This is a genomic window from Actinomycetospora sp. C-140 (assembly GCF_054796175.1).
This window is the reverse complement of the sequence record NZ_JBTWNF010000001.1, coordinates 333,717-358,981: the sequence shown is the minus strand read 5'-3', so window position 1 is coordinate 358,981 and position 25,265 is coordinate 333,717. Positions and strand designations below refer to the sequence as shown.

Here is a 25,265-nt window from a genome sequence, read left to right as displayed (position 1 = left end):
GGGGCGTGATCTAGCCTCGCGGGCATGAGCACGGAGGCCGGGGTGACGGTGGGTGCGGCGTCCGCCGACGCCCCGCGACGTCCCGCGCTCTCGCCGTCGCGGGCGGTCGACTTCCGGCGGTGCGCGCTGCTCTACCGCTTCCGGGCGGTCGACCGGCTGCCCGAGACGCCGTCGCCCGGCGCGCTGCGGGGCACGGTGGTGCACGCGGTGCTCGAGCGGCTGCACGGCCTCGACGCCGCGGACCGCGATCCCGCCGCCGCGCGCGAGCTCGCGCGCACCGTGCTCGACGAGCTGGATCCCGCCGAGCGGGCCCGGCTGGGCGAGGACCCGGGCCTCGACGGGCTGCTCGCCGGTTACTTCGACCTCGAGGACCCGCGCACTGTCGTCTCGGAGGGCCGCGAGCTGCGGGTCGAGGCGGAGCTGGGTGACGGGACGCCCCTGCGCGGCTACCTCGACCGTCTCGACACCGGGCCCGGCGGGCTCACGGTGGTCGACTACAAGTCGGGGCCCTCGCCCACGCCGCGCGGGGAGATGCGGGCGCTGTTCGGCGTGCGCTTCTACGCGCTGCTGCTCGCCCGCACGCGGGGCGTGGCGCCGACGGTGCGGCTGCTGCACCTCGGGAACGCGACGTCGCTGACGCTGCGCCCGACCGCCGGCGAGCTCGACCGCTTCGCCGGCGTCCTGGCCGCGGTGTGGGCGGCCGTCACGCGGGCGGCGCCCACCGGCGACTTCCGCCCGAACCCCGGCCCCGGCTGCTCGTACTGCGAGCACCGCGTGCGCTGCCCCGCCTGGGGCGGCGAGCCTCCGCCGTACCCGGGCTGGCCCGAGGACGGACCCGTCGACCTCCCCCTCCCCCGCCCCCGCACCGGAGAGCCGCTCCCGTGACCTCCTCCGCGACACCCACCGTGACCGAGCCGTTCTTCCGGCTGCTCGAGCCCGGCACCCCCGATCCGGAGGGCACCCAGCGCGTCCTCGCCACCGGCTCCACGGCCGGGCCGTGGTTCCCCGACGCCCAGCACATGGGGCCGCCGAGCGCGCTGCTGGTGCGCGCCCTCGAGCGGTGCGCGCCGCGGGAGGGGATGGCGCTGACCCGCCTGACCGTCGAGGTCCTGGGGCGCGTGCCGATGGGTGAGCTGACGATCAGCAGCCGGGTCGAGCGCGCCGGGCGCACCATCGAGCTGGTGGTCGCGGAGCTGGTCGCGGGCGGGCGGGCCGTCGCCCGCGCCACCGGATGGCGCCTGGCGGTCACCGACACCACCGCCGCCGCCACCGACCCCGGACCGGCGCTGCCGCCTCCCGAGGAGGGGCGCACGATCCCGAACCCGCCGGGCTGGCTGCCCGGCTACCTCGACGCCGTGGAGTGGCGCTGGCTCGCGGGCCACCTCGGCGAGTCCGGCCCGGGGCGCGCGTGGGGCCGGCTGCGCGTGCCGGTCGTGGCGGACGAGGAGCCCACCCCGTGGCAGCGGCTGGCCGCGGTGGCCGACTCGACCAACGGCGCGGCGGCCCGCCTCGACCTCAACGACTGGCTGTTCGTCAACACCGACCTGACCCTGCACGTCCACCGCGCCCCGCGGGGCGAGTGGATCGGGCTCGACGCCGACAGCGTCATCGGCCCGGAGGGCGCGGGCCTGGCGTCCTCCGTGCTGCACGACCGCGACGGCCCCGTGGGGCGCGCCGCGCAGGCGCTGACGGTGCGGCCGAGGTAGCCGCCGACACGGTCGCGGCGCCCCATGTCGACACGTCACGCGACGGAGGAGCGTGAGGGGTCGAACCGGCTTGCCGCGAGAGCAGAGCGCAGGCGCTGACGGTGCGGCGCCGTTAGGGGGTCAGGGCGCCGGCGCCGTTCGCGGCGGGACCGATGGCGCGGCAGGACTGCAGCGAGGACGTCACGATGCCCGTGGCGCCGAGGTCCGCGAGCTCGTCCATGATGTCGTTGACCCGCTTGCGCTCGACCATGGAGCGGACGGCGACGAACTTGTCGTTCGACAGCGGCGCGACGGTGGGCGACTCGATGCCCGGGGTGAGCTCGACGGCGCGGTCGAGGAGATCCACCGGGCAGTCGTAGTCGAGCATGACGTAGCGGCGGGCGTAGACGACGCCGCGCAGGCGCTCGACGAACCGCGACTTCTCCCGCTCGGTGTCGGGCGCGTCGGGCACCTGGTCGAACTTGGCGTTGCGGTCGATGATCACCGCTTCGGACTCGGTGATCGGGTCGCCGATCGTCACGAGGCCGTGCTGGGCCAGGGTGCGCCCCGAGCTCACGACGTCGGCGATCGCGTCGGCCACGCCGAGCTCGATCGAGATCTCCACGGCGCCGTCGAGGCGGATCACGTCCTTGGCCGCGATGCGCTGCTGCGCCAGGTTGGCGCGCACGAGGCGGGGGTAGGACGTCGCGATCCGCTTGCCGGCCAGGTCCTGGACGGTCCACTCGTTGCGCAGGGGCGCCGCGTAGCGGAACTTCGACTGCCCGAAGCCGAGCTGGAGCAGCTGCTTGACCGACGCGGAGGACTCCTCGGTGAGGTCGTGGCCGGTGATCCCGAGGTGCAGCTGGCCCTCGGAGACGTAGGTCGCGATGTCCTTCGGGCGCAGGTAGAAGAAGGTGACGTGGTTGGCCTCGTCGTGCAGGCTCAGGTCACGGCTGTCCGACCGTTGCCGGTACCCGGCGTCGCGCAGCATCGTCGACGCCTCTTCGGCCAGGGATCCCTTGTTGGGAACGGCGACGCGGAGCATGGTCCTTCTCCTCCTGACACCTGGCGGTGTCCACTACAGGTGCTTGTAGACCTGGTCGAGCGTGAGCCCGCGGCCGAGCATGATGACCTGGGTGCGATAGAGCAGCTGGGAGATCTCCTCGGCCAGCTTGTCGTCGGTCTCGTACTCGGCAGCGATCCACACCTCGCCGGCCTCCTCGAGCACCTTCTTGCCCTGGGCGTGGACCCCGGCATCCAGAGCGGCCACGGTCCCCGACCCCGCAGGTCGGTCACGGGCCTTGACGGCGAGCTCGTCGAAGAGCTCCTCGAACGTCTTCACGGACAGCCATCGTTGCACGTGGTCACTGCGGGGTGCACAACCTGGGTTCCCGTGCACCGCCGGAAGAGTTCGTCCCAGGCCCCGCCGCCGCGCCGTCCGGCGGTTCCGACGCGCCGAACGGACGGTCGGTCCGGGTCCGGACGGTGACGGGGAGGGCCGAACGGAGGTCGTCGACGGTGAGCCCGACCAGGCTCTCGCGCAGGATCCGGCGCTCCCCCGCCGGGACGGGGACCTCGGACGGGACGACGAGCACCGTGGCGCCCGCGGCCACCGCCGAGCGCGTCCCGGTCGGCGAGTCCTCGACCGCGACACAGCCCGCCGGGTCGACACCGAGCAGCTCCGCGGCGCGACGGTAGGGGGCGGGGTCGGGCTTGGTCGCGGCCACCTCGTCGCCGCACACGGTGACGTCGAAGTACTCGCGGCCGATGGTGTCGAGCGCGACCTCGGTCAGCTCGCGGTAGGTGCTCGTGACCAGCGCCGTCGCCACGCCGCCGGAGCGCACGGCCGCGAGCGCCTCCCGGGCGCCGGGGCGCCACGGGAGGTCCCGGGCGAACAGCTCCTTGGTGCGCTCGAGCAGCCAGCGGCCGTCGGCCTCGACACCTGCCTCGTCACCGGGGTCCAGCCCGACCTCGGCGCGCACCGCCGACACCGAGCGCCGCAGCGACGAGCCCACGAGGTCCTCGCGGGTCGCCGCCGAGAGCGTGCCGCCCAGGTGGGCGGCGAGGTCGGCCAGGGACACGTCCCAGAGCCGCTCGGAGTCGACCAGCGTGCCGTCCATGTCCCACAGGACGGCCGCCAGGGACTCAGGCATTGAAGTACTTGGCCTCCGGGTGGTGCACGACGAGCGCGTCCGTGGACTGCTCGGGGTGCAGCTGGTCCTCGTCGGAGAGCTCGACGCCGATGCGGCTCGGGTCGAGGAGGTCCACGATCTTCGTGCGGTCCTCGACGTTCGGGCAGGCCCCGTAGCCGAGGGAGAAGCGCGCGCCGCGGTAGCCGAGCTTGAAGTACTCGTGGACGTCGGCCGGGTCCTGGTCGGCCATCGTCGAGCCGTCGGCGAAGGTCAGCTCCTCGCGCACGCGGCGGTGCCAGTACTCCGCCAGCGCCTCGGTGAGCTGCACGCCCAAGCCGTGCACCTCGAGGTAGTCGCGGTAGGAGTTGTCCGCGAACAGCTGGTTGGCGAAGTCCGCAATGGGCTGGCCCATCGTCACGAGGTTCATCGGCATGACGTCGACGCCCCCGAGCTCGCGGGCCTCGTCGCGCGTCCGGAAGAAGTCCGCGAGGCACAGGCGCCGGTCGCGCTTCTGGCGCGGGAAGGCGAAGCGGTGCAGCTCGCCCGCGTCCGGCTTGGCCTCGTCGAGGACCACGACCTCCTGGCCCTCGGAGATCACCGGGAAGTACCCGGTGACCAGCGCGGCGTGGCTGGTGATGCCCTCGGACTGCAGGCGGTCGAGCCAGTAGCGCAGGCGCGGGCGGCCCTCGGTCTCGACGAGCTCCTCGTACGACGGGCCCTCGTCGCCCTTCTGGCCGCGCAGGCCCCACTGGCCGAAGAACGTGGCGCGCTCGTCCAGCAGCGCCGAGAAGTCCTGCAGACGCAGGCCGCGGACCACGCGGGTGCCCCAGAACGGCGGCTGCGGGACCTCGATGCGCCGCGCGACGTCGGAGATCGCGTCCGGGTCGAACGCCGGGTTCTCGCCGCCGGCCTCCTCCTCGCGCTTGGCCTTGATGCGGTTCGAGCGCTCACGGCGCTCCTTGCGCTCGGCGGCCTTCTGCTGCTCCTCCTCCGAGGGGCCCTCCCCGGTCATGACCGAGTCCATGAGCTTGAGGCCCTCGAAGGCGTCCTTCGCGTACCGGACGTCGCCCTGGTACAGCTCGCCGAGGTCGTTCTCGACGTACGAGCGGGTGAGCGCCGCGCCGCCGAGCAGCACCGGGTACTTGTCGGCGACCCCGCGGTCGTTCATCTCCTGCAGGTTGTCCTTCATGACCACGGTGGACTTCACCAGCAGCCCGGACATCCCGATGGCGTCGACGTTGTTGTCGTCGGCGGCCTCGAGGATGGCGTTGATCGGCTGCTTGATGCCGATGTTCACGACGTCGTAGCCGTTGTTCGACAGGATGATGTCGACGAGGTTCTTGCCGATGTCGTGGACGTCGCCCTTCACCGTCGCCAGCAGGATCTTGCCCTTGCCGGAGTTGTCGGTGGCCTCCATGAACTGCTCGAGGTGGGCCACCGCGGCCTTCATCACCTCGGCCGAGGCGAGCACGAACGGCAGCTGCATCTTGCCGGCGCCGAAGAGGTCGCCGACGACCTTCATGCCACCGAGCAGGTCGGTGTTGATGATGTCGAGCGGGTCCTTCTCCTCCATGCCGGCGTCGAGGTCCTCCTCGAGGCCGTTGCGGTCGCCGTCGATGATCCGCTGCGCGAGGCGCTCGAAGAGCGGCATCGCGGCGAGCTTCTCGGCGCGCTCGTCCTTGGCCGACTGCGCCGACACGCCCTCGAAGAGGTTCATGAAGTGCTGCAGCGGGTCGCGGGACTCGCGACGGTCGTAGACCAGGTCGAGCGCCGCCTCGCGCTGCTCCTCGTCGATCTGCGAGAACGGCAGGATCTTCGCGGAGTTGAGGATCGCGGTGTCGAGACCCGCCTCGGTGCACTCGTTGAGGAAGACCGAGTTGAGCACCTGGCGCGCGGCCGGGTTGAGGCCGAACGAGATGTTCGACAGGCCCAGTGTCGTCTGGACCTGCGGGTACTTCTCCTTCAGCTGCTTGATCGCGTTGATCGTCTCGATGCCGTCCTTGCGGACCTCCTCCTGGCCGGTGGAGATCGGGAAGGTCAGGCAGTCGATGATGATGTCCTCGACCCGCATGCCCCAGTTCTCGGTGAGGTCCTCGATCAGGCGGAACGCCACGCGGGTCTTCCACTCCGCGGTCCGGGCCTGGCCCTCCTCGTCGATGCACAGCGCCACGACGGCGGCGCCGTGCTCGTGGACGAGGCGCATGATCTTCTGGAACCGCGAGTCCGGGCCGTCGCCGTCCTCGTAGTTCACCGAGTTGATCGCCGACCGGCCGCCGAGCTGCTCCAGACCGGCCTCGAGCACCTCGGGCTCGGTGGAGTCGAGCACCACCGGCAGCGTCGAGGCCGTCGAGACGTCGTGGGCGAGGCGGTCCATGTCGGCGACGCCGTCACGGCCGACGTAGTCGATGCAGAGGTCCATCCAGTGCGCGCCCTCGCGGGTCTGCGCCTTGGCGATGTCGACGCACTGCTCGTAGTCCTCCTCGACCATCGCCTCGCGGAACGCCTTCGAGCCGTTGGCGTTGGAGCGCTCGCCGATCATCAGCAGGCCCGTCTCCTGCCGGAACGGCACGGAGTGGTACATCGACGAGATGCCCGGCTCGGGCTGCGGGTCCCGCGTCGCCGGGGTGAGGTCGCGGCACTTCTCGGCGAGCGCGCGCACGTGGTCGTTCGTGGTGCCGCAGCAGCCGCCGACGAGCTGGAGCCCGTAGTCGGTGATGAAGGAGGCGCAGTAGTCCGCGAGCTCGTCGGGCGAGAGCGGGTACTCCGGACCGTTCGGGCCGAGCTCGGGCAGGCCGGCGTTGGGCATGACCGTGACCGGGATCCTCGACTGCCGCGAGAGGGCCCGCAGGTGCTCGCTCATCTCGGCCGGGCCGGTGGCGCAGTTCAGGCCGATGCCGTCGATGCCGAGCGGCTCGAGGGCGGTGAGCGCGGCGGTGATCTCCGAGCCGACGAGCATCGTGCCGGTGAGCTCGACGGTGACGTGGCAGATGACCGGGACGCGCTTGCCGTACTGCTCCATCGCGCGGTACGCGCCGAGGATGGCGGCCTTCGACTGCAGCAGGTCCTGGCAGGTCTCGACGAGGATCGCGTCGGCGCCGCCCTCGAGCTGGCCGAGCACCGACTCGATGTAGGCGTCGCGCAGCTGGGCGTACGGAGCGTGGCCGAGGGTCGGCAGCTTGGTGCCCGGGCCGTTCGAGCCGAAGACGAAGCGCGGGCGGTCGGTGGTGGAGTACTCGTCGGCGGCCTGGCGGGCGATCTTCGTGCCCTCGAGCGAGAGCTCGCGGATCCGGTCGGCGATGTCGTACTCGTTGAGGTTCGGCCAGTTCGTGCCGAAGGTGTTCGTCTCGATGATGTCGCTGCCGGCCTCGAGGTGGCCCTGGTGCACGGCGAGCACGGCGTCGGGACGCGAGACGTTGAGGATCTCGTTGCAGCCCTCGAGCTGCTCGAAGTCGTCGAGCGAGAGGTCCTGGTCCTGCAGTGCCGTACCCATGGCACCATCACCGATGAGTACTCGGGAATGCAGCGCGGCCAGGAATGCAGACTCACTCGAAGTAGTCATCACACGATCGTAACGTGATCGACGAGCAGTCCCGGGCGCACTGCGAGCCTCGTCACGACACGTACGCTGTCCGCGTGCCCGTGCCCGACGACCTCTCCGACGAGACGACCGAGACCACCCCGACCGGGGAACCGGAGGACGCGACCGCCTCCGAGGGGACGAACGCGCCGGTCATGCTGGCGGCGTTCGAGGGCTGGAACGACGCCGGGGACGCGGCGAGCACGGCCGTCGAGCACCTCTCGCTGCACTGGGACGCCACCGAGCTGTCGTCGATCGACCCGGACGAGTACTACGACTTCCAGGTCTCGCGCCCGACCATGCGCCTCGTCGACGGCGTCAGCCGCGCCATCGACTGGCCGACCACCCGGCTCACCCGCTGCCGGCCGCCGGGCTCGGCGCAGGACCTGGTGCTCGTGCGCGGGATCGAGCCGAACATGCGGTGGCGGGCCTTCTGCGCCGAGATCATCGACCGTGCCCGGGAGCTGGGCGTGGGCACGGTGATCACGCTCGGGGCGCTGCTCGCGGACACGCCGCACACCCGGCCCGTGCCGGTCACCGGGACGTCGTTCGACAAGGCCTCGGCGGCCCGCTACCGGCTGCAGCGCTCGCGCTACCAGGGTCCCACCGGGATCGTCGGCGTCCTCCAGGACGCGTGCGTGCAGGCGGGCATCCCGGCGATCTCGTTCTGGGCCGCGGTGCCCCACTACGTGTCGCAGCCGCCCGCGCCCAAGGCCACGATCGCCCTGCTGCAGCGCGTCGAGGAGGTCCTCGACGTCGAGGTGCCCCTGGGCGGGCTGCCCGAGCAGGCCGAGAAGTGGGAGCGCACGGTCTCGGAGATGGCCGACGAGGACGACGAGGTGCGCGAGTACGTCAAGGCGCTCGAGGAGGCCGGCGACGCCGAGACCGACCTCGAGGAGGCCTCCGGCGAGGAGATCGCCGCCGACTTCGAGCGCTACCTGCGCCGGCGCGGCCCCGGCGGTCCGGGCGACACCGCCGGCGGGCCTCCCGGCCCCGGCAAGGGTCCCTGGGAGCGGTGACCGGGGCGCCGACTCGCCCGACCGTCGCCCGCCTGCAGGTCGCGGGCCTCTACGCCGGCGCCTTCCTCGGCCCGTTCGGCGGCGGGATCACCGCCTCGATGCTCCCGGAGCTCGGCGCCGACCTCGGGATGACGCCGGCGGCGGCGTCCAGCTCCCTGACCGCGTACCTGCTGCCGTTCGCGCTGCTCATGCTCGTGTCGGGCACGCTGGGCGAGCGGTGGGGCGCGCGCCGGACCGTGCGGATCGCCTACGTCGCGTACGTCATGTTCTCGCTGCTCGGCGCCGTCGCCACGACGGGCTGGCTCTTCCTCGGGGCCCGGGCGCTGCAGGGGGCCGCGAACGCCTTCACCACCCCGCTGCTCCTGGCCTCGCTCGCCGCGGCCACCCCGCCGGAGCGCCTCGGCCGCTCGCTGGGCGTGATGGGCTCGCTGCAGGCGGCCGGGATGACCTTCGCCCCGCTGGTCGGCGGGATCGCCGCGGCGCTGGACTGGCGCGGCGCGTTCGTCGGGGTGGCGGTCGTCGCCGCCGTGCTCGCCGCCGTCGGGCTGCCCGCCGCCCCCGCCCGGGACACGGAGCGCAGCGGAGCCGGACCCGAGGGGACCGACCCGGCTGACCGCCCGCGGCTGCGGGACGCCTGGCGGCCCTCGGTGCTGCGGCTGGGCCTCGTGGCCGGTCTGGCGTGGGGCGCGCTCGGGGGCCTGGCCTTCCTCGTCGCCCTGCGGGTCGAGGACGCCTTCGCCCTGGGCGCCGGGCTGCGGGGCGCGCTGCTCACCGGGTTCGGGATCGTCGGTCTGCTCACCGCGCGCCTCATCGGCGGCGGCGTCGACCGCGTGGGGCCTGCGGTGGCCGTGCGCGTCGGCGCCGTCGCGGCCGCCGTGCTGGTCGCCGCGGTCGGCGTCCTGTCCTCGGCGCTCGCGGTGGCCGTGGTCTGGGCGCTCGCCGGCGCGACCGCCCAGCTCGTGCTCGTCGGGGTCAACACCCTCGTGCTGCGCGGTGGCACCGCGGGCGGCGTGTCGGTGGTCCAGGCCCTGCGCTTCCTCGGGGCCTCGGCCTCGCCGGCGGTGTTCCTCGCGCCGTACCACCTCTCCCCCGCCGCCGGCTTCGGTCTCGCGGGCGTCGTCCTGCTCGGCGCGGCGACGCTGGTGCCCCGGCGCTGATCAGGCCCCCATGAGCCGGCGGGCGGCGGGCAGCCCGAGCGCCGCGGCGGCGACGGCGGCGACGACCGCCAGCCCCGCGAGCGGACCGAAGAGGCTGCCGCCGCCGGCGAGGGCGGAGAGCACGAACGGCACGCCGAACCCGAGGTAGGCGCACGCGTAGAAGGTGCCGGTGAGGGCGCCGCGCTCGGTGGGCAGCGCCAGGCGGGCGACCGTCGAGAGCCCCGACGCGAGGCACAGCCCGTAGCCCGCGCCCAGCAGCAGCGAGGCGGGGAGGAGCAGCGGCCACGCGTCGAGGGCGAGCGAGAGCAGCGCCACCCCGAGCCCGGCGGCACCGAGCCCGAGACCGACCGGACCGGCCACGGTCGCACCGAGACGGCGCTCGAGGGGCGGCACCAGCGCCCCGGTCGACAGCGTGACCCCGGCGACGATCCCCGCGACCGCCACCGCGATCCCCGGCATCTGCGGGGTGAGCAAGAGCGGCAGGACCGTCGCCGCCGTCGACGGGAACGCGAACACCCCGAGCGCGATCGGCACGACGACGAGCACGAACGCGCGCCGCGTCCCGGCCGGCACACCGAGGTTGACGATCGGGCCGCGTCCCTTCCGGCGGTCCGGCCCGAGCGTCTCCGGGACGACGGGCAGCAGGGCGAGGGCACCGAGCATGAGCACGACGTGCACGAGGTAGGGCAGCAGCGTCGGCAGCGGGGCCCACTGCCCGAGCAGGCCCGCGACCAGGGGCCCGCCCGCCCAGCCGGCCGCGAGCGCGATCGTGGTGAGCCGCGCCGACCGGCCCGGCTCGCCGATCAGCTCCCCCAGCCACGCGGTGCCGACGCTGAACACGACCCCGGAGACCGCGCCCTGCAGGAAGCGCCCGGCGAACAGCACCGGCACCGACGAGCCGGCGGCGAGGAACAGCACCGACACCAGCCCGGCGAGCACCACGAACGGCACCACGACCGGCCGGCGCCCGAAGCGGTCCGACGCCGGGCCCGAGAGCAGCAGCGCCGGGATCAGGCCCGCCGCGTAGACGCCGAAGGCCGCCGTCAGCGTCGTCGGCGACAGCCCGAGCGTCTCGCGGTAGATCAGCAGGAGCGGCGTGGGCACGTTGGTGCCGAAGGCGACGACGAACACCACGGTCCACAGCGCCGCGGTCGCCGACGGCGCGCCTCTGCCCGTCGGGACCCGCGCCGGTCGCATGACCCGCACCCTGCCGCACGCAGGGGTGGCGCAGCGAGGGCGTCCTCCGCTGCGTGGGACGCCGCGAGGGCGCCCCTCGCTCCCCTCGGCGTCGGGGTCAGCGCGCCGTCTGCGCCGCGAGCGGGTCGAGGGTGGGGCCGCGCGGGAGGAGGTCGAGCACCGCGCGGGAGGCCGGGCGCGGCGTCCCGAGGCCGAGGGCCGCGGCCGCCGCGGGGTCCGGGACGGCGTAGACGCGCCCGCCGGGGTCGACGAGCACGCCGCGGGCCGGGTCGACGGACGGGTCGGGGGCTCCCGGTCCGACGGGCACCACGTAGGCACCGCCGCCCGCGACCCAGGCGCCGTCCAGCGGCGGGCCGACGAGCGGGGTCGGCTCGACCGGCCCGGGCAGCGCCGGGGCGGCGTACACCGCGGCCCCGCCGCCGGCGTCGGCGCGCACGCACGCCGTGGTGGCCTCGTCGTAGGTGACGAGGCGGGGGAAGGTCGAGGGGTACGCGCCGCCGTCGACCACCCCGACGCGCGGGACCGCGGCGAGGCGCCCGGCCGGGACGGCGGCGATGCCCGGGTCGGCGGCCGGGTCGGGGTTGGCGAACCGGGCGAGCTGCGCGACGACCGCGGGGACCTCCTGCACCCCGCGGGACGCCACGAGGAAGAAGCGGCCGCCGTCGGGGCTGACGACGGCGCCGACCGGGACGCCGAGCGCCGCGGTGCGGGCGTCGGTCGGCGGGGTGCCGCTGCCGGCCACGGAGACCGGGACCAGGGGCGGCCCCTCGGGCAAGGTCCCGAGCAGCGCCGGGCTCGCGGCGCGCGCCCGGGCGCCCGTGAGCTCGAGCCCTCGCACCACGGAGCCCTGGGACGGGTCGATCCGCGCGCGCCTGCCGTCGGTGACGAGCCAGAACCCGTCGGGGCCGCGCAGCAGCAGCGCGCGGTCGGCCGCGAGCGGGCGGCCGGGGGCGGCCAGGCCGCCCAGCGCCACGGTGGTCACCTCCGGGTCGGCGCCCGGGTCGGGCACCGACGGATCGAGGACGGCCCGGTCGCACACGGCCCAGGCGTCCGCCGCCTCCGTCGCCGGGTCCGGGAGCACCGACGGCGCCCCGGGGATGCCGGCGGGCGCGGTGCGCGGAGCGGTCGCGAGCTCGTCGTCGCGCACCGGGACGGGCGGTCCGCCGACGTCGCGGTGGCCTGCGCTCGCCGCGAGCAGGCGCGCCGAGGTCAGGTTGAGCGCCGGGACCAGACGGTCGGGTCCGTGCGCGACGGCGTAGAGCGCGCCGGAGGGCTCCCCCCGCACCACCGCCTCGTCGCGCCACCCCTCGTCGCCGCGGACGAGCCCGACCACCGCGAAGCCCGCGAGTGCGAGCACCCCGAGGACCGCCCCCACGAGCAGCGCCCGGTTCTGGCGGCGCCCGGGGTCGTGGCGCGGCGTCGGGTCCCGCCCGACGAGCGCGGACTCCAGTCGACGCACCGCGAACCGGTGCGCCTGCACCTGGGTCGCGGTGGGCGGCTCCGGGAGACGCAGCGGAGCGGAGCTCGACCCGTCGACGTTCCGCACGAGCAGATCCCTACCGCATCGCGCGGCCGGGCGTAGGTCACTCGCTGATGCGGTGCGCCTCCAGGTCGGCGAGGTCGACCCACTCCAGGGTGCGGGCGTGGGTCGCCTCGAGGACGACCGGCGGGGCGACGCCCCCGTCGAGGGCCTCCTTCCACCGGCTCGCGCACAGGCACCAGCGGTCGCCGGGCTGCAGCCCCGGGAAGCCGACGTTCGGCGCCGTGAGGTCGTTGCCGCGGGCGGCGCTGAAGGTCAGGAACTCCTCGGTGACGCGGGCGCACACGGTGTGCACGCCCGCGTCGTCGGCGCCGGTCTCGCAGCAGCCGTCGCGGTAGAAGCCGGTGATCGGGTCGTGACTGCAGTCGGCGAGCTCGCCGCCGAGCACGTTGCGGGCCATACCCCTGGCATACCCACGTGAGCAGGTGGCGCCCCGGCCGGGGCGCCAACTGCTCCCATATCGGTCAGCGGAGGGTGACGCCGAGGAGGGCGTCGGTCGCGTCGGCGATGCGGGACGGGCCGTCGGCGGTCCAGCCCTGGCCGTCGCGGCGGACCAGGACCTCGTCCGCCCAGGCGTCGAGCGCCGCGAGCGCGCCGGCGGTGTCGAGGTCGTCGGCGAGGTGGGCACGCACCCGGGCGACGGTGTCCTCCGGGTCGGGTCCGGACGGCGCGCCCGCCGCCTCGCGCCAGCGGTGCAGGCGCGCCTGGCCGCCGGTGAGCAGCTCGGCGGTCCACGAGCGGTCGGAGCGCCAGTGCCCGGAGAGCAGGGCCAGGCGCACGGCCATCGGGTCCACGCGATCGCCGCGCAGGCGGGAGACGAAGACGAGGTTGCCCTTCGACTTCGACATCTTCGCGCCGTCGAGCCCGATCATCCCGGCGTGGCAGTAGTGGCGGGCCAGGGGGTGCGCGCCGGTGAGGGCCTCGGCGTGCGCGGAGCCGAACTCGTGGTGCGGGAACGCGAGGTCGGAGCCGCCGCCCTGGACGTCGTACTGGTCGCCGAGGCGGTTGAGCGCGATCGCGGCGCACTCGACGTGCCAGCCGGGGCGGCCGTCACCGAGGTCGGAGCTCCACGCCGGCTCGCCCTCGCGGGCCGTGCGCCACAGCAGCGCGTCGAGGGGGTGGCGCTTGCCGGGCCGGTCCGGGTCGCCGCCGCGCTCCGGGAAGACCCGCAGCATCTCGGCCTCGCTGTAGCGCGAGACGTAGCCGAAGTCCCGGGTGGCGGTGTGGTCGTGGTAGACGTCGGGGTATTCGTCGTCGTCGGCGCGGTAGGCGGCGCCGCTGGCCAGCAGCTTGCCCACCAGCTCGCTGATCTCGTCGACGGCTTCGACGGCCCCGATGTAGTCGTGCGGCGGGAGGATCCGCAGCGACTGCATGTCCTCGCGGAACAGCGCCGTCTCGCGCATGCCGAGCACGACCCAGTCGACGGAGTCGCGGTCCGCGCGCTCGAGAAGCGGATCGTCGATGTCGGTCACGTTCTGCACGTAGTGCACGCCCAGGCCCGCGTCGAGCCACAGCCGGTGGATGAGGTCGAACGCCAGGTAGGTGGCCGCGTGACCGAGGTGGGTCGCGTCGTAGGGCGTGATGCCGCAGACGTACATCTTCGCGGTGGACCCGGGGGTGACGGGCCGGACGTCGCCGCTGGCCGTGTCGTGCAGCCGGAGCGGGGGCGGGGTGCCGGGGACACGGGGGACGTCGATGGCTGGCCACGCTCGCATGACCACGAGCCTAAGCCCGCCCCGACCCGGTCGGCCGGGACTCGTGGCGAACCGCTCGCGGCGCGGCCGCGAACACCGTGGTGGAACCCCGGCCGGGTCGTGTCGCAGGGACCTCGGTGGGCGAGCACCGGTGTCCCTGCACGGGATGACGGACCCGGCCGGGGTGGCCGGGAGCCGCGGGGGGGATCGGCTCCAGCCACGATCGAGCGTAACCGCTTCCGACATACCGTGGCGGCACGTGGTCGGGGTTGCCCCGTCCGGCTGAACGAGTGTTCGGCTGATGCCTCAGCGTCGTCGGCGACTCGCGAGGTAGTCACTGACCACGGCCGCCCCGAGCCCGTCGAGGTCGGGGTTCACCACGCGCCCGCCGGCCCGCCGCGCGACGAGGTCGACGAACTGCTCGAGACGCGGGTCGTCCCCGAGCATGAACACGGTCAGGGCCGCGTTCAGGCGCGTCAGCGCGTCGACCTCCCCGAGCGTGGCCCGGAGCGTCTCCGGGCTCGGCGGGTAGTCGAACGCCGCGTGCCCGTCGGGCTCGAGGTGGGCGGTCGGCTCGCCGTCGGTGACCACGAGGACCACCGGCGCCGCGTCCGCGTTCTTGCGCAGGTGCCGCCCGGCGAGCAGCAGCGCGTGGTGGAGGTTGGTGCCCTGCTCCCACGCCCCCTCCAGCGCCGTGAGCTCCCCGAGCTCGACCTCCTTGGCGTGCCGGCCGAAGGTGATCAGCTGCAGCGCGTCGCCGCGGAACCGCGTCGAGACGAGGTGGTGCAGCGCCAGCGCGGTGCGCTTCATCGGCACCCACCGCCCGTCCGCCACCATGGACCACGAGGTGTCGACGCAGAGCGCCACCGCCGCGCGGGTGCGCTGCTCGGTCTCCACGATCTCCACGTCGGTGACGTCCAGGGCCCGCGCGTCGCCGGAGGCATGGCGCATCTCGGCGTTGAGCAGCGTGCGCGGCACGTCCCACTGCTCGGTGTCGCCGAACGACCACGGCCGGGTCGCCCCGGTGGCCTCGCCGGCCGCCCCGGACCGCTGCGTCTCCCGTTCCCCCCGCCGGGTCGACAGCGAGCCGACGACGTCGCGCAGCGACGACTGCCCGAGCTGGCGCAGCGCCTTCGGCGAGAGCATCAGCGACCCGTCCGCCGCGCGCTGGAAGACGCCCTGGCGCTCGAGCTCGCGCTGGAGCTCGGCCAGGCGCTGGGCGTCGACGCGGGCCTGCTCGCCGAGCGTGGCCTCGAGCGCCTCGAGGTCGATGTCCTCCATGCGGGCGCCCGGGTACGACTGGGAGAGCTGCTCGGCCAGGGCGTCCATCTGCCCCAGCTCCTCCATCGCCCGGGTGGCCTCGCCCATGCCCAGGGGGTCGTCGCCGCGGAAGCGGCCCCGCCCCTGCCAGTCCTCCCCCGGGCGCATGCCCTGGAGCTGCTGGTCGAGCCGCGAGAGCTGCTCGGCCAGGCCGGGGTCGCCGAAGGCCTGCTGCATGAGGCCCTCGAGCTCGGCGCGCTGCTCGGCCGACAGCGAGTTCATCATCCGCTGCGCGGCCGCCGAGCGTTCCGCGAGCAGGTCCACCAGCTCGTCGGTGGTCTGCGGGTTCTCCGGGAAGAACTGGCCGTGCTTCTCCATGAACTCGCGGAACTGGTCCGTGGTGTCCTCGCCGCGGCTGTGCGCCTCGAGCAGGTCGTTCAGGTCGGAGATCATCTCCTTGACACGCTCGACGTCCTCGGGCGTCGCGTTCTCCATCGCCTGCTTCATGCCCTGGAAGCGCTGGTCGAGCGCCTCCCGGCCGAGCAGGTCCTGGATCTGCTGGTAGGCCTGGCGCGCCTCGGCGTTGCGCCAGTCGTAGTTCTCCAGCTCGGCCACGGCGCCGGCCGGCGAGGGCGGCAGCGCGTCGAGCTGCATCTCGCGGAAGCGGGCGTCGTCGGAGTCCTCGGCCTGCAGGGAGTTCCGCTCGGCCTCGAGCGCGCGCTCGAGCAGCTCGCGGACCTCCTGGAGCGTGCCGTCGAGCCGGTGGGTGCGCTGCAGCCGGCTGCGCCGCTCGTTGAGCCGGCGCATGAGGTCGTCGAGACCCCGCTGCTCCTCGGTGCCGCGGCGCATCAGCTCGCGCATCGCCTGCCGCGGCGAGGTGCCCTCCATGACGTCGCGGCCCAGCTCGTCCATCGCCGAGCGCAGGTCGAACGGCGGGGCGAGCGGGTCGGGGCCGTCGTAGAACCGCCCGTAGGAGTAGCGCCCGCTGGACGGGCCCTGTCCGGATCCGGAGTCGGCCGGGTCAGCCGCCATACGCCACCGTCCCGTCCTCGGCATCGTCGTCCTTGGCCAGCTTGCGGGTGAGGTAGAGGTGCTCGAGCGCCAGTTCGACCGCGCTCGCCAGCGGCCCGGGGGCCTCGGTGCCCGCGGCCCCGAGCCGCTCCGCCACCGTGTAGACCACCGAGATCGACGGGAGGGCGTCGACGACCTGACGGGCGGCCACACGGTCGCCGGTGACGACCCGGCGCGAGCCCTCGAGCGCGGAGACGCCGTCGGCCAGCGGAGCGAGGTCGACCCCGGCGAGGCGGGCACGGGCGGTCTCGGAGATCGAGCGCCGCAGCAGGTGGGTCAGGAGCTCGGCCTCGCGGCCCTCCTCCCCCGACTCGAACTCGAGCTTGCCGCGCAGCACCGGCGGCACCGACTCGAGGTCGACGGGGCGGGCGACGGCCGTGTCCTCGCCGGTGACCGCGGCCCGGCGCAGCGCGGCGGCCGCGACGGTCTCGGCCGCGGCGATCGTGAAGCGTGCGGACACGCCGCTGCGCTGGTCGATCGCACCCGACGAGCGCAGGTGGCGGGTGAAGCGGGCGAGCACCTCGACGAGGTGGTCGGGCACGTCGGCCACGAGGTGCGCCTCCTGGCGGGCCAGGGCGATCTCGCCGGCGACCTCCAGCGGGTAGTGCGTGCGGACCTCGGCGCCGAACCGGTCCTTGAGCGGGGTGATGATGCGCCCGCGGTTGGTGTAGTCCTCGGGGTTCGCGCTGGCCACGAGCATGATGTCCAGCGGCAGGCGCAGCGTGTAGCCGCGCACCTGGATGTCGCGCTCCTCCATGACGTTGAGCAGCGCGACCTGGATGCGCTCGGCGAGGTCGGGCAGCTCGTTGATCGTCACGATGCCGCGGTGCGCCCGCGGCACGAGGCCGTAGTGGATGGTCTCGGGGTCGCCGAGGCTGCGCCCCTCCGCGACCTTGACCGGGTCGACGTCGCCGATGAGGTCGGCGACGCTGGTGTCGGGCGTGGCCAGCTTCTCGGCGTACCGCTCGGAGCGGTGCCGCCACGCGATCGGGAGGTCGTCGCCCAGCTCGGCGGCCCGGCGCCGGCTGGCGGGGGTGATCGGCTCGGCCGGGTGCTCCCCCAGCTCGGAGCCGTCGATCACGGGGGTCCACTCGTCGAGCAGGTTGACCAGGCTGCGCAGCAGACGCGTCTTGCCCTGGCCCCGCTCGCCGAGCAGCACCACGTCGTGCCCCGCCAGGACCGCGCGCTCGAACTGCGGCAGGACGGTGCGGTCGAACCCGACGATGCCCGGCCAGGGGTCCGCCCCGGCGCGCAGCCGGGCGAGGAGGTTGTCGCGGAGCTCGGTGCGGACACTGCGGGCGTGCGCCGCCGGGTGGCCGCTGCGGGCCAGGTCGCCGGCGGTGGTGGGGAGATCAGCAGGAGCGGAAGGAGTGCTCACTCCTCCACGCTACGTCCGTGGTCGCGATCCGGCCCACGAAAAGACGGATCGTCGTTCCGAAACCGGGTTCCACCGATCGTGTCGACGGCCGACCGGTCACGTTGCGTGGTCTCTGGACACTCACCGGAGTTGACTGCGGTCCTCCTCCCGCACGGGGCGGGTGGCGGAGGCGATCGGGGAGATCATGCAGCGATCCGTCGTGGTGGTGGGCCTGTCGGTTCTCCTGCTGCTCGGCGGGGTCGGCCCCGCCCTCGCGGCACCGCCCACCCCGAGCGCACCCGAGATCGTCGACGACCAGCCGCCGCTCGTCGCGCCTGCGGTCGCGTGGTGGACCGGCACCGGGCTCGCCCTCATGGCCGGCGCCGCGGGCGTCGCCGGGATCCGGCACGTGACGCAGCGCCGGTGAGCCGGCACCGCCGGGAGCCCGACGGTCACCTGCGGGCGATCGCGGCGCTGGAGACCTCGGCGACCGTGCGGGCGCTGGCCGTGCTGGCCTTCGTCCTCAGTGCGGCGTGCCTGGCCATGGGGGTGGCCGGTGTCGCGGGGGCCGGCCCCGCGCCCGACCCCTGCCCCCCGCCGACGGCGCCCTGGCACGCGGACCCGGCGCCGCTCGACCGCGGAGACCCGGTGGCGTTCTCGCTCGACCGCGTCGACGCCTGCTCGTCCCTGGTGCCCGTCGGCGTGGACGCGCGGCGCCGGCTCGAGGCGCCGTCGGTGCACACCCCGGAGCAGGCGGGCTGGTACCGCCTCGGCCCGACGCCCGGGGAGCGCGGGCCCGCCGTGATCGTCGGGCGGATGACCGGAGACGGGCACCGCGGCGTCCTCGCGGGCCTGACCGACGCGCGGACGGGCGACCGGATCACGGTCTGGCGCCGCGACGGCACGGTCGCCGTCTTCGCCGTCAGCGGCACGACCCGGGTCTCGACGGCGAAGTTCCCCACGCGGGCGGTCTACGGCAACACCGACGGCGCCGAGCTGCGGGTGGTCACCGCCGGGGCGGTGCCCGACGGTGCCGGGCGCGCCGCGGACGACGCCGTCATCGTCTACGCGCACCTCGTCGGCCGCGGCTGAGCGCTCACGCGACGAGCTTCATCAGCGTGTCGGTGAGCTCGTCGAGCGCGCGCTCCTGCTCGGCCTCGCCGAGCCCGGCACACCACAGCGGTGCCTGGCTCATCGCGGCGTGCATCGCCTGCAGGGTGCTGCCCAGGCCGACGACCCGGAACTCGCCGCGGTCGATCCCCTCGGTGAGCACCGTCCGGAAGACGTGGTCGTGCCGCCGGCGCAGCTCGGTGATCCGCACGCGCAGGGCGTCGGGCCAGGTGCGCGGGACCAGGAAGAGGCGCAGCGCGGCGGGGTACTCGCGCACCGCGATCGCCACGTGCTCGCGGATCAGCGCCCGCAGCCGGTCGGTGGGAGATCCCTGCGACCCGGCGGGCAGGGCCTCGAGCCGGCCGGTCCAGTCGCTGCCGAGGGTCTCGATGGCCGCGGCCGCGAGCTCCTCCTTGCTCGCGAAGTAGTGGTAGAGCGAGCCCTTGGTGACGTCGAGGCGCTCGGCGACGTCCTCGAGGTTCACGGCGTCGTACCCGCGCTCGCCGAACAGCTCGGCGCCGACGGCCAGGATCTGCTGGATGCGGCGCCCGCGCTTGCGGGCGACCCGGCCGACCGGCTCCGGCGCCTCCGCCGCGATCTCCGTCATGGGCCCAGCGTGGGCGAGTACGACCCCAGAGTCAAACTTCAGGTTCGAATATTGACTCTCGGGTCGACGTTTGCCACCGTCTCCGGTGTCCGGGACCCGAGCGGGAGGCCGACGATGGACTTCGAGCTCAGCGACGCCCAGCGCGCGCTGCGCGACCGGGCGCGTGCCGTGGCGACCGAGCACCTCGCCCCCGGCTACGCCGAGCGCGAGCGGGCCGGTCGCATCGCGCCCGACCTGCGCCGCGAGATCGGGCGCCGCGGCCTCATCGCCCCGGAGCTGCCGACCGACCTCGGCGGCGGCGGCCACGACCGGGTCACCGCGGGCGTCGTCACCGAGGAGATCGCCCGCGGCGACATCAACGTCGGCTACCTGCAGGTGGTCGGCTCGCTGGTCGGCGCCGTGCTCGCCCGCAACGCCGCGCCGGAGGTCGCGAAGGAGTGGGTGCCGCGCATCTGCTCGGGCGAGGAGATCGTCGGCATCGGGCTCACCGAGCCGCACGCCGGCTCCGACGCCGGGGTCCCCCGGCTCACCGCGCGGCGCGACGGATCCGACTGGGTGCTCGACGGCGTCAAGTCGCTGTCCTTCGCCGGCGACGCGGCCGCGGTCGTGGTGTTCGCCCGCACCGGACCGTCGGAGCAGCGGGGCCGCGACATCAGCGCGTTCCTCGTCCCCCTGGACGGCGCCGGTGTGACCCGCGAGCCGTACCGGGACATGGGGACGACGGCGGTCGGGCGCGGCGCCGCGCACCTCGACGGCGTCCGCGTGCCGGCCGAGCACCTGCTCGGCGACGAGGGCCGCGGGTTCGTCCAGGTGATGCAGGGCTTCGACTTCAGCCGGGCGCTGATCGGCCTGCAGTGCCTCGGCGCCGCCGAGCAGAGCGTCGACGAGACCTGGACCTACGTCAGCGAGCGCGAGGCGTTCGACCGGCCGCTGTCGACCAACCAGGGCGTCGCCTTCCCGCTCGCCGAGGCCGAGACGCTGCTGGCGGCGGCGCGGCTGCTGTGCCTCGAGACCCTGTGGCGCGGCGACACCGGACGGCCGCACACCGCCCAGGCCGCGATGTGCAAGTGGTGGGCCCCGAAGACGGCCTACGACGTCATCACCCAGTGCCTGCTGCTGCACGGCCAGTACGGCTACCGCACCGAGCTGCCGCTCGAGCAGCGCCTGCGCGACGTGCTCGGCCTGCAGATCGGCGACGGCACCGCCCAGATCATGAAGCTCGTGGTCGCCCGCGACCGCCTCGGTCGCGAGCTGGCCCCGTGATCACCGGAGAGGACTCCCGCATGGGACGGATGGACCAGAAGATCGCGATCGTGACCGGCGCCGGCCGCGGCATCGGGCGCGGCATCGCCGAGAAGCTCGCCGCCGAGGGCGCCACCGTGGTGGCCACCGACGTGGACGAAGCGACGGCGAAGGACACCGCGGCCGCGCTCGGCGGGGACGCCCTCGGCCTCCCCGCCGACGTCGCCGACCGCGACTCCGTCGACGCGATGGTGGCCGCGGTCCGGGAGCACCACGGCCGCGTCGACGTGCTCGTCAACAACGCCGGCTGGGACAAGGTCGGACCGTTCGTCGACTCCGACCCCGCCGACTGGGACAGGATCATCCAGATCAACCTGTACGGCGTCCTGCACACCGCGAAGGCCGTGCTCCCGATCATGGTCGAACAGGGCGGCGGGCGGATGGTCAACCTCGCCTCCGACGCCGGCCGGGTCGGGTCGTCCGGCGAGGCCGTGTACTCCGCGGCCAAGGGCGGGGTCATCGCGTTCACCAAGACCGCCGCCCGCGAGATGGCCCGCCACCAGATCGCCGTGAACTGCGTCTGCCCCGGGCCGACCGACACCGCGCTCTTCGCCTCGGTCACCGAGGACAACCCCAAGCTGCGGGACGCGCTGACCAAGGCGATCCCGCTGCGGCGCCTCGCGCAGCCGACCGACCTCGCCAACGCCGTCGCGTTCCTGGCCTCCGACGAAGCCGCCTACATCACCGGCCAGACGCTGTCGGTCAGCGGCGGACTCTCGATGAGCTGACCCTGCTCCCCCACCCACCCCCCCACGACGAGGAGACCGCGTGTCCTTCGAGGACTACCAGCAGCTGACCTTCGAGCGCCGCGACCACGGCGTCCTGCTGATCACGATCAACCGCCCGGACAAGTACAACGCGGCGGACGAGCAGCTCCACGGCGAGCTGGCGCGGGTGTGGCGCGACGTCGACGCCGACGAGCGGACCCGCGTCGCGGTGATCACCGGCGCCGGGAAGGCGTTCTCCGCGGGCGGCGACCTCGCGATGGTCGAGCGCATGGCCGGGAACTACGACGGCGTGCAGCACATGCTGCGCGAGATGTCCGACCTGGTCTACAACATCATCGACTGCGACAAGCCGATCGTCTCGGCGATCAACGGGGTCGCGGTGGGGGCCGGGGTGGTCGTCGCGCTGCTCGCCGACGTGGCCATCGCCGCCGAGGACGCCAAGCTCGGCGACGGGCACGTCAAGCTCGGCGTCGCCGCCGGCGACCACGCCGCGATCATCTGGCCGCTGCTCGCGGGCATGGCCAAGGCGCGCTACTACCTGCTCACCGGCGAGATGGTCACCGGCGCCGAGGCCGAGCGGTTCGGCATGGTCGCCAAGGCGCTGCCCCGCGACCAGGTGCTCGACGAGGCCCTGCGCGTCGCCGATCAGCTCGGCACCGGCGCCCAGCAGGCGATCCGGCTGACCAAGCGCAGCCTCAACAACTGGCTGCGCAGCGCCGGGCCCACCTTCGACCAGTCCGCGGCCTACGAGATGCTCACGTTCCTCGGACCGGACGTCGTCGAGGGCTACACCGCGCTGCGGGAGAAGCGGGCGCCGGTGTTCCCGTCCGCGGCCGACTGACGGCCCACCCGCCGCGACGCGGCGGCGATGCCGACCAGGGCGACCAGCCAGACCGGGACCTGGACGAGCATCGCGACGCGGAACGCGGCGAGGGTGTAGTCGGCGGGGGCACCGGCCCCCTGCAGGTCGAGCAGCAGGCCGACGAGCAGCACGACGGTGATCGTGGAGACGAACCCGCCGGCGTTCACGATCCCCGAGGCCCGGCCGATGCGGGCGGGCGGGACGGCGGCGCGCGCGATGTCGAAGGCGACGAGCGACGCCGGCCCACCCCCGCCGATGACGACGACGAACACGACGAGCAGCGCCACCGGGGCCGGTCCCGGCCAGGCGAGCACCACGATCCAGGCCAGCGCCTGGGAGACCACGCTCGCCACGATCAGCCGGACCCGCCGGTGCGGGAACCGCCCCGCCAGCGTGCCGAGCAGCGGGCCGATGGCGATGCCGGCCGCGACGTAGAGCGCCAGCAGGCCGCGGGCGGCGCCGCTCGTGACGCCCTCGCCGCCGGTGAGGAACGGGAAACCCCAGAGCAGCCCGAACACGTTGCCGGGGAACGGCGACGCGAGGTGGCACCAAAAGGCGAGCCGCACCCCCGGTTCGCGCAGGGCCGCCCCGAGACCGCCGGCGACCCGCGCGGCGGGCGCGGCCGGGGCGCCCGCGGGCCCGTCGCGCACGACGGCGAGGACGAGCACGGCGACGAGCACGGCGGTGCCCCCCGCGGCGAGATAGGCCGGGGTCCAGCCCGCGCTCGCGACGAACGCGGCGAGCGGCACCGCCGAGATCACCTGCCCGAGCTGGCCGAGGATGCCGGCGAGCTGGTTGTAGAGCGGCACCCGCCGGGCCGGGAACCAGGACGGGATCAGGCGCAGGACGCTGACGAAGGTCACCGCGTCGCCGGCGCCGATCAGCATGCGCCCGGCCACCGCCAGCCAGAACGGCGCGGCGAGCGCGAGCACCGCCTGGCCGACCGCGACGAGCACGGCGCCGCCGGCGATCACCCGCCGCGGGCCGATGCGGTCGACGAGCACCCCGGCCGGCATCTGCAGCGCGGCGTACACGGCGAGCTGGAGGACCGCGAGCAGGGAGAGGACCCCGGAGGAGACGCCGAACCGCTCCGCGGCGGTGACGCCGGTGGCGGCGAGCGACGAGCGCCCGAGCACGGCGGCGACGTAGGCCAGCACGGCGACGCCCCACACCAGCAGGGCGCGCCCGGAGCGGCGCGGCGGGACGGGTGCGGTCACAGCAGCCGCGTACCGCCGATCGGCAGGTCCCAGAGGTCGGCGCGGTCGCGCCCGGCGCGCGCCCACGCGTCGCGCACCCGCTCGAGGGGCTCGAGCACCGGTTCCCCGGAGAGCACGAACGTGCCCCAGTGCACGGGCACCACGCGGCGCACGCCGAGGTCGCCGGCGGCCCGGACGGCCTCCGCCGGGTCCATGTGGACGCTGCGCAGCAGCCGCCGCGGGGCGTAGGCGCCCACCGGGAGCACGGCGACGGCGAGGTCGTGGTCCAGCTCCCGCTGCCGCGCGGCGATCCGCGCCGGGAACGGGCCGTAGCCGGTGTCGCCGGCGTGCAGCACGCTGCGCCCGTCCGGCGCCGTCACCACCCAGCCACCCCACAGGCGGCGGCAGGTGTCGAGCACGCTGCGCCGGGACCAGTGGTGGGCGGGGACGAACTCGACCCGGTTCCCGCCCACCTCGACGTGCTCCCACCAGTCCAGCTCGGTGACGTCGGTGAACCCGCGGCGGGCGAACCACGGCGCGCTGCCGCCGCCGGTGAGGATCGGCGTCGCGCGGTCGAGCCGGCGCAGGGTCGGGGCGTCGAGGTGGTCGTAGTGGTCGTGGCTGATCAGCACCGCGTCGAGCGGGGGCAGCTCGTCGGGGCCCAGGGCGGGCGCCGTGAGGCGTTCCCGCGCGCCGGGGATGCCGCCCAGGAGGACCGGGTCGACGAGCAGCGTCACCCCGTCGACGCGCAGCAGCACCGACGCGTGGCCGAGCCAGGTGACGCTGATGTCCCCCGGCCCCGCCGGCGGCAGCGGCAGCGCCTCGGTGACCGGGATCGCCGAGGCGTCCCGCCGCGCCCCACGCGGGAAGGTGCGCCAGAGCTCGACCACCTCGAGCGGGTTCAGCAGGTCGGCCGTGCGGCGGTGGTGGAAGTCGCGCGGCCAGCGGGGGTCCCGCCGAGGGGCTAGAACGCCGGCCACGGGATCGCCGGCCACCGGCCGCCGGGGGCGGGGAGCTCGTTCGCGTCGAGCAGCTTCGACACCCGGGAGCGCAGCGCGGACACCTCGGCGCGGGTGAGGTGGTCGTGCAGCGTGTCGTTCAGGCCGGCGGCGTTGCCGGGCGAGAGCGCGGCGCGCAGGCGGCGCAGGCCGTCGACGACGTCGTCGGTGAGGGGCTCGCCGACCCATCCCCACAGCACCGTGCGCAGCTTCTCCTCGCGGTGCAGGCAGATGCCGTGGTCGACGCCGTAGACGCCGCCGTCCTCGCCCGCGAGGACGTGGCCGCCCTTGCGGTCGGCGTTGTTGACCACGACGTCGAGGGCCGCCATCCGCCGCAGCGCGGGGTCGTCGGCGTGCACGAGCAGCGCCGGGTCGCCGTCCATCCCGCGGGCGCGCAGCACGGTGCGCCAGCCCTTGCCGACGTCGCGGGGCGAGACGATGTCGACGAGCTCGCGCTCCTCGTCGGTCTCGATCCAGCGCTGCACCATGCCGGGGCCGAACGGCCCGTCGCGCAGGACGGTCGCGGGGACGACGCCGAAGCCGGCGGCCTCGCTGACCAGGTACGTCGCGACCTCGCGGCCGGCCAGCGTGCCGTCGGGGAAGTCCCAGAGCGGGCGCTCGCCACGCACCGGCTTGTAGACACAGTGCTCCTCGACCCCGTTGACCGCGATCGAGCAGAACAGCGTGGTGTTGGAGGCCTCGGTGAGGCGCCCCTCCACCTCCATGCGGCCGTGGAGCAGCAGCTCCACGTGCTCGTCGGTCGTGTCGTCCGT

Annotated in this window: 22 protein-coding genes and 1 pseudogene; 9 read left to right on the top strand and 14 right to left on the bottom strand. The window is 74.6% G+C overall.

Features of this window, described 5'->3' with window-relative positions; all coding sequences use genetic code 11:
• Positions 1 to 24: 24 nt before the first annotated feature.
• Complete coding sequence (locus tag ACR9E3_RS01720; RefSeq protein ID WP_460377948.1) at positions 25 to 885, top strand: RecB family exonuclease; 861 nt, start codon at positions 25 to 27, stop codon at positions 883 to 885.
• A 20-nt stretch (positions 886 to 905) separates the two neighbouring features.
• A complete protein-coding gene (locus ACR9E3_RS01715; RefSeq protein ID WP_460378376.1) occupies positions 906 to 1,706 on the top strand; it encodes a thioesterase family protein in 801 nt (266 codons plus the stop codon).
• A 112-nt stretch (positions 1,707 to 1,818) separates the two neighbouring features.
• On the opposite strand, the gene hisG is transcribed toward ACR9E3_RS01715, so the two are convergent.
• From hisG to metH, 4 genes and pseudogenes are all read right to left on the bottom strand, one after another.
• Complete coding sequence (gene hisG / locus ACR9E3_RS01710; protein WP_460377947.1) at positions 1,819 to 2,730, bottom strand: ATP phosphoribosyltransferase; 912 nt, start codon at positions 2,728 to 2,730, stop codon at positions 1,819 to 1,821.
• A 33-nt stretch (positions 2,731 to 2,763) separates the two neighbouring features.
• On the bottom strand, positions 2,764 to 3,027 hold the full coding sequence (locus ACR9E3_RS01705) for a phosphoribosyl-ATP diphosphatase (RefSeq protein ID WP_285647996.1): 264 nt from the start codon (positions 3,025 to 3,027) through the stop codon (positions 2,764 to 2,766).
• A 151-nt stretch (positions 3,028 to 3,178) separates the two neighbouring features.
• Positions 3,179 to 3,838 (bottom strand): annotated as a pseudogene (locus tag ACR9E3_RS01700) (HAD family hydrolase); the annotation flags it as partial.
• A complete protein-coding gene (metH, locus tag ACR9E3_RS01695; protein ID WP_460377946.1) occupies positions 3,831 to 7,376 on the bottom strand; it encodes a methionine synthase in 3,546 nt (1,181 codons plus the stop codon). The pseudogene ACR9E3_RS01700 and the gene metH, both read right to left, overlap by 8 nt.
• Positions 7,377 to 7,549: 173 nt before the next feature.
• On the opposite strand from metH, the gene ACR9E3_RS01690 reads away from it, so the two are divergent.
• Both ACR9E3_RS01690 and ACR9E3_RS01685 read left to right on the top strand, forming a co-directional pair.
• Positions 7,550 to 8,413, top strand: coding sequence for a PAC2 family protein (locus ACR9E3_RS01690; RefSeq protein WP_285648567.1), 864 nt, complete (start codon positions 7,550 to 7,552; stop codon positions 8,411 to 8,413).
• Positions 8,410 to 9,570, top strand: coding sequence for an MFS transporter (locus tag ACR9E3_RS01685; protein WP_460377944.1), 1,161 nt, complete (start codon positions 8,410 to 8,412; stop codon positions 9,568 to 9,570). The genes ACR9E3_RS01690 and ACR9E3_RS01685 overlap by 4 nt, the downstream gene beginning before the upstream one ends.
• On the opposite strand, the gene ACR9E3_RS01680 is transcribed toward ACR9E3_RS01685, so the two are convergent.
• The 6 genes from ACR9E3_RS01680 to ACR9E3_RS01655 all read right to left on the bottom strand — a co-directional run bounded on the left by ACR9E3_RS01680 (position 9,571) and on the right by ACR9E3_RS01655 (position 17,710).
• A complete protein-coding gene (locus ACR9E3_RS01680) occupies positions 9,571 to 10,767 on the bottom strand; it encodes an MFS transporter (protein ID WP_460377942.1) in 1,197 nt (398 codons plus the stop codon).
• A 97-nt stretch (positions 10,768 to 10,864) separates the two neighbouring features.
• Positions 10,865 to 12,313, bottom strand: coding sequence for a type VII secretion protein EccB (eccB, locus tag ACR9E3_RS01675; RefSeq protein ID WP_460377941.1), 1,449 nt, complete (start codon positions 12,311 to 12,313; stop codon positions 10,865 to 10,867).
• A gap of 37 nt (positions 12,314 to 12,350) precedes the next feature.
• The gene (locus ACR9E3_RS01670; protein ID WP_460377939.1) at positions 12,351 to 12,707 is read right to left on the bottom strand and encodes a DUF2237 family protein; all 357 of its coding nucleotides are present in this window, start codon (positions 12,705 to 12,707) and stop codon (positions 12,351 to 12,353) included.
• Positions 12,708 to 12,771: 64 nt separating this feature from the next.
• The gene (mshC, locus tag ACR9E3_RS01665) at positions 12,772 to 14,022 is read right to left on the bottom strand and encodes a cysteine--1-D-myo-inosityl 2-amino-2-deoxy-alpha-D-glucopyranoside ligase (protein ID WP_460377937.1); all 1,251 of its coding nucleotides are present in this window, start codon (positions 14,020 to 14,022) and stop codon (positions 12,772 to 12,774) included.
• A 285-nt stretch (positions 14,023 to 14,307) separates the two neighbouring features.
• Entirely contained in the window at positions 14,308 to 16,293 is a 1,986-nt protein-coding gene (locus tag ACR9E3_RS01660) for a VWA domain-containing protein (protein WP_460377936.1), read from the bottom strand.
• Entirely contained in the window at positions 16,283 to 17,710 is a 1,428-nt protein-coding gene (locus ACR9E3_RS01655; protein WP_460377934.1) for an ATP-binding protein, read from the bottom strand. Before ACR9E3_RS01655 ends, ACR9E3_RS01660 begins: the two co-directional genes overlap by 11 nt.
• Positions 17,711 to 17,894: 184 nt before the next feature.
• Between ACR9E3_RS01655 and ACR9E3_RS01650 the strand changes: the two genes are divergently transcribed.
• Together ACR9E3_RS01650 and ACR9E3_RS01645 are read left to right on the top strand one after the other, a co-directional pair.
• Positions 17,895 to 18,116: a hypothetical protein gene (locus ACR9E3_RS01650; RefSeq protein ID WP_460377933.1), complete on the top strand. Its 222-nt coding sequence runs from the start codon at positions 17,895 to 17,897 to the stop codon at positions 18,114 to 18,116.
• The gene (locus tag ACR9E3_RS01645; protein ID WP_460377932.1) at positions 18,113 to 18,781 is read left to right on the top strand and encodes a sortase domain-containing protein; all 669 of its coding nucleotides are present in this window, start codon (positions 18,113 to 18,115) and stop codon (positions 18,779 to 18,781) included. The genes ACR9E3_RS01650 and ACR9E3_RS01645 overlap by 4 nt, the downstream gene beginning before the upstream one ends.
• 4 nt (positions 18,782 to 18,785) lie before the next feature.
• Here ACR9E3_RS01645 and ACR9E3_RS01640 read toward each other — a convergent pair whose 3' ends face one another.
• Complete coding sequence (locus ACR9E3_RS01640; protein ID WP_460377931.1) at positions 18,786 to 19,406, bottom strand: TetR/AcrR family transcriptional regulator; 621 nt, start codon at positions 19,404 to 19,406, stop codon at positions 18,786 to 18,788.
• Between the two features lie 114 nt (positions 19,407 to 19,520).
• On the opposite strand from ACR9E3_RS01640, the gene ACR9E3_RS01635 reads away from it, so the two are divergent.
• Genes ACR9E3_RS01635 through ACR9E3_RS01625 form a run of 3 tightly spaced genes read left to right on the top strand, consistent with a single transcriptional unit; the run spans position 19,521 to position 22,277 of the window.
• On the top strand, positions 19,521 to 20,669 hold the full coding sequence (locus ACR9E3_RS01635; protein WP_460377929.1) for an acyl-CoA dehydrogenase family protein: 1,149 nt from the start codon (positions 19,521 to 19,523) through the stop codon (positions 20,667 to 20,669).
• Positions 20,670 to 20,689: 20 nt separating this feature from the next.
• Positions 20,690 to 21,436, top strand: coding sequence for an SDR family NAD(P)-dependent oxidoreductase (locus ACR9E3_RS01630; RefSeq protein ID WP_460377927.1), 747 nt, complete (start codon positions 20,690 to 20,692; stop codon positions 21,434 to 21,436).
• Between the two features lie 40 nt (positions 21,437 to 21,476).
• Entirely contained in the window at positions 21,477 to 22,277 is an 801-nt protein-coding gene (locus tag ACR9E3_RS01625) for an enoyl-CoA hydratase/isomerase family protein (protein ID WP_460377925.1), read from the top strand.
• On the opposite strand, the gene ACR9E3_RS01620 is transcribed toward ACR9E3_RS01625, so the two are convergent.
• From ACR9E3_RS01620 to ACR9E3_RS01610, 3 genes are read right to left on the bottom strand one after another with little or no spacing between them, the layout of a single operon-like run.
• On the bottom strand, positions 22,223 to 23,515 hold the full coding sequence (locus tag ACR9E3_RS01620; RefSeq protein ID WP_460377923.1) for an MFS transporter: 1,293 nt from the start codon (positions 23,513 to 23,515) through the stop codon (positions 22,223 to 22,225). The two genes, ACR9E3_RS01625 and ACR9E3_RS01620, sit on opposite strands and share 55 nt — an antisense overlap.
• Positions 23,512 to 24,474 carry an MBL fold metallo-hydrolase gene (locus ACR9E3_RS01615; RefSeq protein WP_460377921.1) on the bottom strand — a complete coding sequence of 321 codons (963 nt, stop codon included), beginning with the start codon at positions 24,472 to 24,474 and terminating at the stop codon, positions 23,512 to 23,514. Before ACR9E3_RS01615 ends, ACR9E3_RS01620 begins: the two co-directional genes overlap by 4 nt.
• A complete protein-coding gene (locus tag ACR9E3_RS01610; protein WP_460378373.1) occupies positions 24,459 to 25,217 on the bottom strand; it encodes an SCO1664 family protein in 759 nt (252 codons plus the stop codon). Before ACR9E3_RS01610 ends, ACR9E3_RS01615 begins: the two co-directional genes overlap by 16 nt.
• Between the last annotated feature and the right edge of the window lie 48 nt (positions 25,218 to 25,265).